This window comes from Candidatus Omnitrophota bacterium (assembly GCA_018894435.1).
Taxonomy (GTDB): domain Bacteria; phylum Omnitrophota; class Gorgyraeia; order JAHIPI01; family JAHIPI01; genus JAHIPI01.
In genome coordinates this window covers 1-12,279 of the sequence record JAHIPI010000066.1, presented here as the reverse complement: position 1 = coordinate 12,279, position 12,279 = coordinate 1, and the positions used below count along the sequence as shown (strand labels likewise).

15 protein-coding genes are annotated in these 12,279 nt (G+C 44.1%); all 15 read right to left on the bottom strand.

Annotated elements, in window-relative coordinates; genetic code table 11:
- A partial coding sequence (locus KKI13_05210; GenBank protein MBU4488446.1) for a hypothetical protein occupies positions 1-382 on the bottom strand: 382 nt, incomplete at its 3' end.
- A gap of 14 nt (positions 383-396) precedes the next feature.
- Positions 397-1,482 carry a hypothetical protein gene (locus KKI13_05205; protein MBU4488445.1) on the bottom strand — a complete coding sequence of 362 codons (1,086 nt, stop codon included), beginning with the start codon at positions 1,480-1,482 and terminating at the stop codon, positions 397-399.
- Between the two features lie 30 nt (positions 1,483-1,512).
- Positions 1,513-2,265, bottom strand: a complete 753-nt coding sequence (locus tag KKI13_05200; protein ID MBU4488444.1) for a hypothetical protein — start codon at positions 2,263-2,265, stop codon at positions 1,513-1,515.
- 4 nt (positions 2,266-2,269) lie between these two features.
- A complete protein-coding gene (locus KKI13_05195) occupies positions 2,270-3,106 on the bottom strand; it encodes a type II secretion system protein M (GenBank protein ID MBU4488443.1) in 837 nt (278 codons plus the stop codon).
- A gap of 4 nt (positions 3,107-3,110) precedes the next feature.
- Positions 3,111-4,736 carry a type IV pilus assembly protein PilM gene (gene pilM / locus KKI13_05190; protein ID MBU4488442.1) on the bottom strand — a complete coding sequence of 542 codons (1,626 nt, stop codon included), beginning with the start codon at positions 4,734-4,736 and terminating at the stop codon, positions 3,111-3,113.
- Between the two features lie 22 nt (positions 4,737-4,758).
- Positions 4,759-4,989, bottom strand: coding sequence for a helix-turn-helix domain-containing protein (locus tag KKI13_05185; protein MBU4488441.1), 231 nt, complete (start codon positions 4,987-4,989; stop codon positions 4,759-4,761).
- 258 nt (positions 4,990-5,247) lie between these two features.
- Complete coding sequence (locus tag KKI13_05180) at positions 5,248-5,919, bottom strand: hypothetical protein (GenBank protein MBU4488440.1); 672 nt, start codon at positions 5,917-5,919, stop codon at positions 5,248-5,250.
- Positions 5,909-6,499 carry a hypothetical protein gene (locus KKI13_05175; GenBank protein ID MBU4488439.1) on the bottom strand — a complete coding sequence of 197 codons (591 nt, stop codon included), beginning with the start codon at positions 6,497-6,499 and terminating at the stop codon, positions 5,909-5,911. The genes KKI13_05180 and KKI13_05175 overlap by 11 nt, the downstream gene beginning before the upstream one ends.
- Before the next feature lie 175 nt (positions 6,500-6,674).
- Positions 6,675-6,968: a type II toxin-antitoxin system RelE/ParE family toxin gene (locus KKI13_05170; GenBank protein ID MBU4488438.1), complete on the bottom strand. Its 294-nt coding sequence runs from the start codon at positions 6,966-6,968 to the stop codon at positions 6,675-6,677.
- Positions 6,961-7,251, bottom strand: coding sequence for a hypothetical protein (locus KKI13_05165; GenBank protein MBU4488437.1), 291 nt, complete (start codon positions 7,249-7,251; stop codon positions 6,961-6,963). Before KKI13_05165 ends, KKI13_05170 begins: the two co-directional genes overlap by 8 nt.
- 308 nt (positions 7,252-7,559) lie before the next feature.
- Positions 7,560-10,022 (bottom strand): general secretion pathway protein GspK, encoded by a 2,463-nt coding sequence (locus KKI13_05160; protein ID MBU4488436.1) that lies wholly within the window; start codon positions 10,020-10,022, stop codon positions 7,560-7,562.
- A 9-nt stretch (positions 10,023-10,031) separates the two neighbouring features.
- Positions 10,032-10,709, bottom strand: coding sequence for a type II secretion system GspH family protein (locus tag KKI13_05155; protein ID MBU4488435.1), 678 nt, complete (start codon positions 10,707-10,709; stop codon positions 10,032-10,034).
- The gene (locus tag KKI13_05150) at positions 10,699-11,133 is read right to left on the bottom strand and encodes a prepilin-type N-terminal cleavage/methylation domain-containing protein (protein MBU4488434.1); all 435 of its coding nucleotides are present in this window, start codon (positions 11,131-11,133) and stop codon (positions 10,699-10,701) included. Before KKI13_05150 ends, KKI13_05155 begins: the two co-directional genes overlap by 11 nt.
- Before the next feature lie 4 nt (positions 11,134-11,137).
- A complete protein-coding gene (locus KKI13_05145; GenBank protein ID MBU4488433.1) occupies positions 11,138-11,593 on the bottom strand; it encodes a GspH/FimT family pseudopilin in 456 nt (151 codons plus the stop codon).
- 2 nt (positions 11,594-11,595) lie between these two features.
- Positions 11,596-12,108: a type II secretion system protein GspG gene (locus KKI13_05140; GenBank protein MBU4488432.1), complete on the bottom strand. Its 513-nt coding sequence runs from the start codon at positions 12,106-12,108 to the stop codon at positions 11,596-11,598.
- Positions 12,109-12,279: the final 171 nt, after the last annotated feature.

The window sequence follows — 12,279 nt, the reverse complement described above, 5'->3', positions numbered from 1 at the left end:
TATTCTGATATTGAGCATTTGCGCCGCCGGAGTTTATATTGACATCGCCCGCTTCATATAAAAACCACTCGATCCCGAGTTCGTCCAGATCTTCAAATTCGATCTCCACAAATCGCGCTTCTATAAGTATCTGTTTCGGGCCTATATCAAACTGCGTGACGAGCTTCTGTATAAGCTGTTGATTGGAAGGCGTATCCGTAACCGTCAATATGCCTGTTATATCGCTAAAATTGATAATACGGCCTTCTTGCGGCGGAAGGGCATTGTTCAGATACTCCTCTATGGAAAGCTGAAATTCAGGGGCAGCACTCTGACCAAGAGCCCAAAAAGGAAGTACGATTACCGAAATTATTAGAAGTATGACGGTCTTTATAACGCGCATATTTTTACTCCGAACTACTGCGAGCCGCCGCTCGACGATTTGGTCTCAAATTCTTTAAGCTCGACTTTACGCACGCGCCTTACGCCGTATTTTAATCTGTAGGTCCTCGTAATCACGTCTTCTTTTGCGAGTTTCTCCGGAGTCGATATCCAGATATAATTCGGCTCGATCCTGTATCCCAGCTCCGTAGCTCTTAAAGCGATATTCAGCACTTCCAATAGCGGCATCTCATTCACCGTGCTGAATGTTATCTTCATGGGGCTTCCTCCGCCGACCTTTGCCAATGCGCCTTCATCTATGACGATGGTAACATTTGTAATTTCCATAAGCTGGCGTATCACGTCGCGTATATCGGCGTCGGTAAGGCTGACTGCCGGGACCATCTTCTTTTTCAATCTATCAAGCAATTCCCGCCGGGCCTTTTCCTCCTGCGCCGCCTCCGGCGATATTATTTCTTCTATTTCGACAGGCTTTCGCTCAGGCTTCTTAGGCGGTTGATATGCCCTCTCCACTTCAAGCATCGCCCTTTTTTCCTCGACGCCTTTCTCCTTAGTCGCCACATTAATATCCTTCTCGAGATCAAAGTCTTCGGTTTTTGCCTTGTCTAAAGTCATGCGGCGACGGGTCTTTTTAAGCCACTCGAGTATATCCCTGTTTTCGTAATCTAATATAAGGGCATTTTGAAAATCCTCCATCGCGCTTTCATAATCAGCAGCACTGTATTTTCCCTGGCCGCTCTTAAAAAGCTTTTTTGACATCCCCGCCGGCGATTCTATGCGCCGGCGCTCGCCCAGCTTTTTCTGTATATTTCTGAGGCCGTTTTTGGCTTCATAACTATTAGGATCCACTTCCAGCGCACGCGTGTACTGCTCGGCGGCCCTGTCGTAATCTTCGCCCGCAAAAAGCCTGTTTCCTTCGCCTATGAAATATTTTATAAGGACCTTCTCTTTTTCCTTCTCTATCTTTTTTTCGGAAACCATCAGTTCCGCGGCGCGTTTTGCGTCTGGAGCGGCGATCACACTGACTTGCGTGAGGAATAAAAAGGCAAGGGCTATGCAGAAAAACCGCACGATACTCTTTGATAAATTCGTTTTATGCATAAAATTCTCCGTATCTGTGATATTATCTTATTATTGTTCGGTTAATTTTATCTCTGAGCCCTTTGAAAGTAATATAACACAATCGGGCTGAATGTCAATCACTTTATAACCGTCAATAACGCTTGAGGCTTCAACTGTGTAAGTTTTTTTGGAAATCTTGTCGTACAAAACAGCGTTTAATTTATCGCTCGGTACCGGCTTATTTAGAACGAAATCCCACTTCACCCCTTGCTCGTCCACGGCACCTATCTTTTCCTTGCTTATCGTCAGGATTTTATAGCCGTTGAGCGATGAGCCCTTTTCAACAAACCTGGTTGAGTCTTTCCAGTTGATCTGGCCTATTAATTTATTGGGCAATTCTATAAACCCCCTATAAACAACCGGCAGCGGTACGCGGCCTATCGTCTTAAGCGTAAAATCATGCTCTGTGGGCTGCGCCCCTATCTGGGCTGCCTCCTCAACATACTTAGAAAACGGGTCGCGCCTCCGTTTCAGGTCATATTCACTCATAGGCTCCGGATACTGCGACAGATTGATCAGCTTCTCATATTTTTTCATATCCCCCTGATTTACCGAGGGAGATATAGGCACTTTCGTAGCAGCGTCAGAAATCTTTTTTTCTATGTCGTCGCCTTCATCTTTGGCAAAACGAAGCCCAAATGTAGAAATAGTAACTATTATCCAAATCGCTACAAGTATTTTTAAAGCGATCTTTTCGACATCTTTTTTAGGGAGGATGTCTGTTATCTTTTTTAGCAAATCCTGTATCTTTGGAAATCTCATAGGATTATCTTATTATCTCCGCCTTTGCCAAAAAATTTGCCTGCAGCATACTTTCCGCTGCTTCGTCCTTATCGAGAGTATCTTTGGCCCTGGTAATATCCAAATCATCCACGATAAATATAAAAGGAGACGCTCTCATCTTGTATAAAAACTTGATCAAACCGGAATAGGTGCAGGTTATTTTAAATGAGACCTTTACTTCGTCATAAAAATTTTCGCTTTGCGCGGGCTGGGCCGCTGCTTTATCCACAGGCATTCCCGCGAGGACATGCTCCGCCGGTACCGGCTGTGCCGCCTCTTTAGCAGGGTCGTCGCCTATAAAGCTTATTTCATTAAGCGACACTACCTCCGAAAGCGTCATGAGATATATAAGCTCCTCCAATACCTTAAGGCGCCTCCACAGGGCCGGAATCTCCCCGCGCGTCGATAATTCGGTTTCATATTTTGTAAATCCGAGCGAATCCGGCAAAGAAAGAGAAAACTCTTTTGCCTCTTCTCTAAGTTTTTTCTGCGTCTGTATCAAGCGCTCTTTAAACTGCAGCGAATCCATACTCTCCCGAGGCACGTCTTCGGCAAGAGGCGAGGTAAGGGCGAGTTTTAATCTGCTATATGCGCTTTTAAGTTTATTGCGCTCATCCGCAAGGAATGATATAGATTCTTCCGTAAGCGGCATCCTGCTCTTTTTTGCAAAGTTGTCTATTGCAACACTCTTGGCCGCAATCACTTTCTTGGTTTTTGCTTCTTTGATTATAGCCAGACCAAGCATAATAGTGAGAAATAACAATGCGCCCGCAAGTACCGAAATTACTATTATGGATAACAGGTTCCTTCTTAATACCATTATTCTATTCTTCCTTTCCTGGCTTCGCTGATGGCATAACAATTTTAATCGTAAAAACTCTCACGTCTTCGATGCCCTCTTTGTCCTTAAGGACATTTGCCGATTCGACTGTCACCTCTTTGAAGTACCCTGACTTGATAAGCATGTCTTTGAAGGTATTTATATTTTCGAATGTCCCCTCGGTCTTTCCCTTTACTGTCACAACCGACCCTTCCTCGGTTATTTCGGTAAGCCAGAGATTGTCGGGTATAAGTTTGGTAATCTCGACCAAGACCGTTATCCCCTCTTTTCTTCTTTCTGTAACATTTTCTATAAATTCCAGCCGCGATTTAAGGCCGGACACCTCCCCCTGAAGGGCTTCTATCGCCTTGTTGAAACTGGCGTACCTCTCTATAAGGGCCGAAGCTTTTATGAGGTTCGCGGTTTTATGTTTGTCGCGCCATATTACAAAATTGGTTAAGGAGGCTAAAATCAATATGCCTACAAACAAAGAGCCGAAGATGTACCATCTCTTTTTCTCAAACCCTTTAGCTTTTAATATCTCCCGCGGAAGAAGGTTGGTCTTTGTATAAAGCGGCGTCACCGTCTTAAGCGCCAGCCCTATCGCGGCATCCATCCGACCCAAAAAACTCTCGCTAAGTGAGAAATCCACATCGCTTTTTATCTTTTCGAAAATATTAAAAGACTTCGTTGGTATATCCAGATTTTCTTTTATGAATCTGTCTATATTTTTGATCCTTGAGCTGCCGCCCGTAAGAAGGACCTCCTTTATTACTTTTGTCTCCCCGAACTGCGACTTGTAATAACCGATCGACTTTGATATATCGGCTATCATCTCCACCAAAACCGGGTTTATCGCGTCGGAGATCTCCGCGGCATGCGGCGATCGGGAACGCTCCTGCTCGTCCGAGGCGATGATGCCCTCTTTACGCTTAATGGCCTCGGCTTCTTTGAAGCTTATCTTCAGCTGAGATGCTATTGCCTTGGTTAGATCGTTACCGCCTATGAGAATACTCCTTGTCCATATTTTGTGCTCTTCGACTATGATGATATTTGTATTCTTGGCGCCTATATCCAGTATAAGCTTATCCTTTATGTCGCCGACAAAATCGATCGCGTTGAAAATGGAAAAATACGACACTTCCACAAAATCTACTTCAAGGGGCATGTCGCGAAGGATGTTCAGCTTTTCTTCTACGATATCCTTCTTGACCGCGACCAATATGACATCGGTCTCGGGGCTGTCGTATGTTTCAAATACACCATAACTCCATATGACTTCGTTGATGGGAAAAGGCACCTGCAGCTGCGCCTCGTATTGAATGATCTGCTCTATTTTGCCCTTCGCTATCTTAGGAACGCGTAAAAAACGTGTGAAGACGGACTGGCTCGGGATGGAAATCGCGACTACACCGGAAGTTATTCCCTCTTTCGCCAAGAGTTCTTTCAATTTCTCTCTTACTACGGCGTTTCGTTTTTCCGCGTCGTCAAACAAAGGATCCAGATTCAGCTCTACAAGCCGGCCCCTCGCTAAGCGAAAACCATCTCTTGTCTTTTTTACCTCGATGAGCTTTATGGCGCTTTCGCCTAAATCCAGCCCGAAATATCTTTTGTTTCGAAAATTAAACATCACGGGTTATCTTGCCCCTATATTAGCTTTTTTTAATGCTTCTAGCACGTTTAGACTTGGACTTACCCTTGCCAACGGGGACGGCATTTACCGTCTGAGACTTAAGCCAACTATCAATGGCGCTTCTGTCAAAGCGCCAGACGTGGCCGACTTTTATCCCGCTGATCTTCTTCTCGTGAAGCCAGTTATAGATCGTCTGCTTCTCGAGCTTCAGATAAGTAGCCAGTTCCTCTATGCTCATCAGTTGCGGCATATATGCCTCTAAATGAGACCATAACTTACGGAACCTTAATATTGCTCGATTGTGACGTAAGTTATATGGTCGAATTTATCCCGAGAACGCGCCGAATAGAAGCGTTCAAGGGACTACCTTATTTAATAATTAACATCGTTTTACACCTATAAACTTACTTACTCTTACTTATAACAAAGTATACCTGTGTATTCTTACTTTGTCAATGGCGAGCGTGAAATATTTGCAGGATTTCCGCAGAGTATGGAGCGGGTACCTTTATTCCAGCAGTTTTTGGGCTAAGCGGTGTAATTCCGGATTTGCCAATGCCAAAACTTTTTTCTTAACTGCTCTTGAAAAATATTCTTTCTCGGTCTTGGTCATCTTTTCCCGCCTAAGCTTTTTCAAAAATAACTCCTTCTGTTTGGCGGAAAAAACTTGTGACAATGAATATTCGAGACTTAACTCATCCTTAACAGAAAGCAGTTCATGCAGCTTCACCTGCGCCTGACTCAAAAAATAACTACTAAACACTGTTTTTAGCCGCTGCGGGGACACTTCGCGTTCCGCGACATTTAAATTCTTATCGCTTTTGAGATTTCTAAGAAAATCTGTGTATTCTTTTTTTCTTTTGCTCACAAGCAAGTTATATACTTTATCTGCCCACGGGAATTTCAGATTAAAAAATTTATAAAGTGCGAGCGACATCGTCATAAGCGAAACTAAACGCGATCTGTCAAACGGTTCCTTTAAATGCCAATTAAGCTTATCGTAATCAAACAACCCCTTTTCCGCGCTATTGGCCAATACGACAGGAAAACCCTCCCATAAGCGCAGATCCTTTGATTTGACCATATCCGCCAGTGTTAAATTCGCATTATGGTCCTCTTCCGGACTAAAAAGCGGGAATCCTAATGCGCCTACTCTCTTTAGAAGATTTTCATTTTCCATCCAATAACCCCTTTTTTCTGAGAACATTTACAAAACTGTCAAAATGTTTATTAACCCTCTCCTCCGAAACATCAAAAGCCGCTGTTTCCCTGAAACGCTTCTCCAATCGTTTAAAATCCAGCTCTTTTCTTCTGCTTTTGATTAACAAAAGGCAGTCATCTATATCCACTGTCGTTGCCCTAAACAGCTTGCTTATGATGATGTCATAATAATTAAGTATCCCCAGATAGATCCTGCTGAATTCTTTAACGGGTATATTATTGCCCTTATCCAATGGCGATTCCAAAAGTTCTGTAGTATGTACTGCCTTCCCCTTGAAGAGATCAAAAATAAATCTCTGATCTGTCTTCCATCCCGCCCCGCTTGCCGGCTTGTAACCCAGCTGCTTCAAAATGCCGGTGAGATACTCGTATTCATCTATATTGGGTATCAGCAAGTCAACGTCTTTAGTCGACACTTTTAGGCCCAAAAGAGTCAGGGCCGTTCCACCGCAGGCTATTAAATGGACGCGTCTTTTTAAAAATCCATCCCATGCGGCGAGCCTGTTTAATAGGGCTTCTCTATCTATTCCATATTCCATATATCTCATACAACTATTTGTATATATTTATACAACTCTCTGTATCAAAGTATACATTATATTTGCCTTTCTGTCAAGCGCTTTTCTCTCGATTTATTTCCGGTGATTTTCACCAGGCTAGATTAGGGAAGATCGAGATGGCTCATGAGTAACTTGGTGGGCCGGAAACAAGCAGCTACCGGTAAGTACGCTCATTCCTTTTCCGGAGCGCAAGCAGCCATACTGTTTTAGTGTTGTCCTCTACATCATATAAAATACGCCAATTGGCGACAGGCAAGCGGTATCGTGCAAGATAATCGTATATTTCTATTGGCGGGTTGATCTTCGGCTCACCCTTAGGACGGGGATTTTGAGCGAGCGAACGGGCAGCATTTAACACCTCTTTTTTAAGTGCCTCGGGACTTATACCATCCAACTCTTTAAAAAATTTCCTCTCAATGGATGAAGTAGGAAATTTAACCTTATACACGGATTCCCCGCCTCTTTAGAGCATATTCAAGGGTTATACCTTTTACGCCTCTACGTATTGCTCTTCGGCCTTCTGCGATTGTTTTTAAAAGCTTTCTATCGTGAAGCTCATCGAGCAATTCTGTAAGATCTAAGGCCTCGTCATAAGGCATAAAAACACCTGCCGGTTTTCCATGTTCGGTTATAAGACAGAGTTTACCCCTTTTTATAAAGGCGCAAGCCTTATTACGAAATTCTCTTGCTCCTACTCTCGGGGCTCTCAATAATGCTGTTGCAAGGCTCATATTTAACACCTCCTAAATGTAGCGCTAATTGTCGCTACAATATAAGTATATCTTATAATCGGGTAGGGGGCAACTTTTTTATTAAAATTCCTAACATATGCGGTATGCATAAATGCCGCCCCTCTGCTTATGTATACGTATGGGGCGGCTATTTTCTTGCGCTTACTTGTTCCCGCGTTCCGCAAGGAAGCAGCTGCAAGCTTAATGCGGGCTGCTTTCTTTCAAATTATTTTAGATTTTTTGTTTTCAGAACTGGAGTGTCCCGAAGTGACGCGTCCCTGCTTCAAATTAAATTACAAATAAAGGAATTACTGCGAGAGAGAATAAGATTTGATTGCGACTTTGGGGAGGTAGGTTATGGTTACGTCTTCGAGGACGGGGGTTTCTTTAAATTCGGCGGTGGCTGTTTGGAGTATGACTTTATATCGCATACTAGTTCCATTTTGGGAATCAATATGTTCGCCAGAGCGAGAAACGAAATATTCGGGATGTACCCGCAACACTTGTATATCTGTCGTCCCATTCGGGTCACTGTCCGATATAGTCTGGAACGTCACTGTTTCCGACGCAGCACTGGCAGGTGGCGGGGGAATCGTAACTGTACCGGTAATCGTACCCCATTCAACACCATCTGCTAAATTTTCAAGGCCGGAAATCAAGGAATCGATTGTCTGCGATACAAGGTTACCGTCCGGCGAAATTATTCGTATATCATCCCATGTTACGTTAACATTGTTGGCATACAGAACAAATCTACCCGAATCGGCTGCTCCTATAATTTTTCTAGTGAGGGAAGCAGGGGTGGGCGCGCCCGTCCAGACATCAACGGCTATATCTTTCGAATCTCCTCCCAGAAGGTGATTGCCCGTGGTAATATTAAATGTTTTGGTTTGGGTATATGCCAAATCTTTTTTTAACCATTCCCATCCAATTTGGACGACATCATAATCATAGTTTTCCCACTCCGGCCAACTAGGGTTGTTGTCACCCATTTTATAAAGTGTAAGTATTCTGATTTGACCATTGTCATTTCGATCATACTTATATCTGGCATCTATTGCAGCTTGAATTCTGTCTGCCTCTATAGGGTAAGCGGCCGTAGTTAAGTTATATATGGATCTATAGTGTGGATACGGATCGATAGAACTGTTGAGAATATCAACTATTTTCATGAACGCTACTTTACCGACCAGATCCGAGGTGTCTAAATAGGCAAATTTTTCATCATCCTCCCATGAAAGCGTACCCTGTCGTGCATGGATAACAGCAGGATCTCCGGAGTATGGAATATTGTGCCCGCTTCCAGGATTTCTAAACAAAATCCACGCGACATCTTTCATCTGCGATGTGCTTGCTGTAGCAGACTCGCTCACAAACGCACGAAAAACAAAATCACCCCACATCCATTCAGAAGCTCCGTCAGTTCCATAAAGATCGCACCTCTTATTTTCAAAAATCATTAATTTTCCATTGGCAAAATCACTATCAGTCACAGGCGCATTAGGTCCTGATGTCGGTCCTTTTTCCCATTGTTCTTTGGAATAGATTCTATTGTCTGTTTCGAAATCATCCCAAAATCCGAGTTTTAGAGAACCTGCTATTGTCTGTGCAGATGTATTGTCTCCAATTTCGTAACAATCAAATATGGCATCGGAATTTACAGGGCACGAGTCAAGCCAAGTTACGCGTTCGGGTGCACCTAACGCAAGCTGAGTCGGATTGCCGCTCGCATCTTTAGTCTTCGTTTCGCAATAAATATCATAAATCTTGACGATTGCGCTTATGGTGCGGACGGCTTGAGGATTGTTCAAAAAGTCAGTCACCGTGCCGCGGGCTATAACTTCGTAATACCCGCCGGAATTGAAGCAGAATTCAGTCGTGGAGGTTGAAGGTTTTGTCCTATTTGGATTGCAATTATTCATGATAACATTGGCTTGCTCTTGGCTTATTGCTCCTGTCACATTAACAAGATCATCCAATATGTCGTAAAAAGCCGACCAGCTTGTAATCGCTGCTGTACCCCTACTGCTGGCGATCGCATCTCGCACATTTTCCGCATCCGCACCTGGTATTGCGAGAATGCTCCCATCGGTTATTCCTTCGACTACCGATTTAAGTACCATCGGGTCACATGTATTTATATTTACAGGCGCAAGATCAGTATTAGAATCCACATAAGAAATGACTGTTACATTCTCTTTTATCAGATCTACCTTGGCATCAGTCAATCCCTCGAAACATAGGGATTTTAGTTCACTGAAATTATGATAGCCATCAGGCGGTTTATTGCCGGTAATATCCGTGATCAAATCAGTTATATCTGAAATACCGAGTTCCGTGAAAAGATTGGTGAGAAGCAGGTTGTTGGGGTTATCTAACGCATTATTGATATTGATCTTGCGCTGTTCATCTATAATCAGCACTACATAAGAAGATCCTTTCGAAGTTATGCGTGGAGGAGTTGCCGCTATATCTGCCGCGATTATGTTATGGTTATTGTATAAGCTGGCTGTATTTGTCGGATGCGTCGTCAGGGCCCAATCTTCGCCCGCTCCAAAGTAATCAAAAGCGCTTCCTTTGACGTGTGTCCGCAACTCTGCTATCGCCCGTTGGAGGGCCGATTCGGCAAAATAGCGCGCCTTTACGCCGTTATAGTAATTTACGGCGGCGTGGTACTCAAGGCGCATATTGAGGGCGAAACTTGTGGCTAATACCGCCAGAAGCGCAAGTACGCCGACTGCCATTATTAATGCTATGCCCTTTTTGTTCATGCTGATCACCTACTCTGTTTCGCTATTCGGTAAATAGACAATCGTTTCAAAATCATAAGTTGCGCCATTCGGATCGTACGGGGCCGCTTTCATCGTAATGACTATCTTCACCGCTTCGGGGAGGTCATCATCCGACCAGATATCCTCAACCCTGGCAGCATCACTCCAATCGCCCAAAAATACCGGCACATCTGCTTTTGTAATTTGCGGCAGATAAGTAAACTGTATGTCGTCGACCATCGCGCTTTTTGTATACTTAACGAATTCTACGGGTGGTTCATAATTTATGCTATCGTATCCTTCGCCTGCGTGGTCCGAATCGCTATAATCAATATATGCACGCATTAAATTCGTCTTAGTCGTATCGGCCGCATCCGTCATAAGATAATACTTAATTTTGTAAATCGAGTCTGCAAAATCGGTTACAAACACCAGTTCATCCGCAACCACCCCTGGTGCTCCTACTAATTTCGCGTCTGCGCCGTCTACAAACGCACCTGCCAATTCCCTTGATATCTGGTCAAGCACTGCACGCGCATTTTGGTATATCTCGAGCCGTGACTCTGATTTGGTCCAGGCGTCAATGCCGCTTTTAAAGACGGTGTAGAGTGAGAGCGCCAATACGCTCAAGATCATCACCGCCATAAGCGTCTCTACTAATGTTATACCGCTATTTCTACATTTCATATTGAGCCAAATATATACTTAGTTCCACGTTTTTCTGATTCGTCCTCGCACCGGGTTCGCCATCCGCGGCCGGCCAGTATACATAGACCACAACTTCGCGAAGGCCGTCAACACCCAACGTAGCGTCATTGTAGACAAATATATCATACTCATAATTCGGGTGACCAGGGCTAAAATCGCCGGATATCTCCCAACCCGTAGCTGTTTTGTCGTCATCGTAACTGGGGTCATCAAATATGCCATACCCGCAACGCTTCCCGTCTTCTATTAATTCTTGCGCCAAAAATGTCGCCTCTATGATATTGGCGGCGCGGCCCGAGGCATCAAAGCCGACCGGAAATAGCGTCAATATGCCGACGATGCCTATCGCCAGTATCAGTAAGGCGATGGTGATTTCGATTAATGTAAAAGCTTTGTTATGCATGTTTTTATTCAATCCGGGCTCGGCCGGTGGTTTTTTCTACGTTTATCAGTTTTGTATCAGTACCGTCCGTAACGGGAATAGTACCCTCTACCTCTACTTCGCCCGTAGGTTTAAAAACTACCTGGCTGCCGGTAAAATCTGTTAGTGCGCCGAATGAAATTCCTACCGGCAATTTATATTCCTTATCAACTATGGTCATAACGTTTCCGGGTTGTTTATAATAATAAACATAGTACTCATTTGGCGTTACGATTTTATCAAATTTAACATAATAATTCTCGTTATTTGTAATCGCATACGTCCTCGCCAGCCGGAGCGCGCTTACAATGCTGCGCGCCGTAGTATCCAGCTTTGTCCTCTCCGTAAATTTGGAAAAGAGCGGAACGCTTACCGCAAAAAACATCGTCATTATCGCGAGGACTATTATTGTCTCAAGTAATGTAAAGCCGCGGTTTTTCATCGTTACCAGTTTTTTATATCATCTTTGCCATTAGGATCGGCGGGATTCCCCCACCCATTAATTTTATCAGGACCATCAGACCATAAATCAAAACTGCTCGGATATGGATTATTTGTCCACGCTCCAAAACTATAATTATACGGCCTCCCCCATGGATCCAAAATTTCCCCGCCAGATATGTCTTCGTTTCTAAACTTCATATATGGGCCGCTCCATCCGGATATCGGGCTTGTCCCCCCTTGAGCATATGCGTCCTCATTTGTCAAATGGTCGTAAAGAGTTTGTGATCCTGGATCGGGCGACCCTGTGCCCGTTGGGGGATTTGACCCCGTATCCGCCTTATACATACCTATCGCCACCTCAAGGGCGGAGACCATGACCTCGGCTTTGCGCTTCTTGGCCGATCGGCTCGCAGGGCCGCTTACGCCCACAAATAGGCCCGCCAGTATAAGTATAATAACCATAACAGACAGAAGTTCAATCAGGCTAAAGGCTTGTGTAAATTTTCTATTCATAACTTATTATCTCCTCCTATAGTAAGTATAGTGGCTGTCACGAAACTATTTCTCCGTCGGAGAATTTAAAATCGCTTCTATTTTCTACCTCCTGCCGTTTTGTCGTCGGAGAACTTCTCCGATTTCCTCAAAAAGGCCTATTTTTGGCCTCTTTTGAGGGGGGAGGAGGAG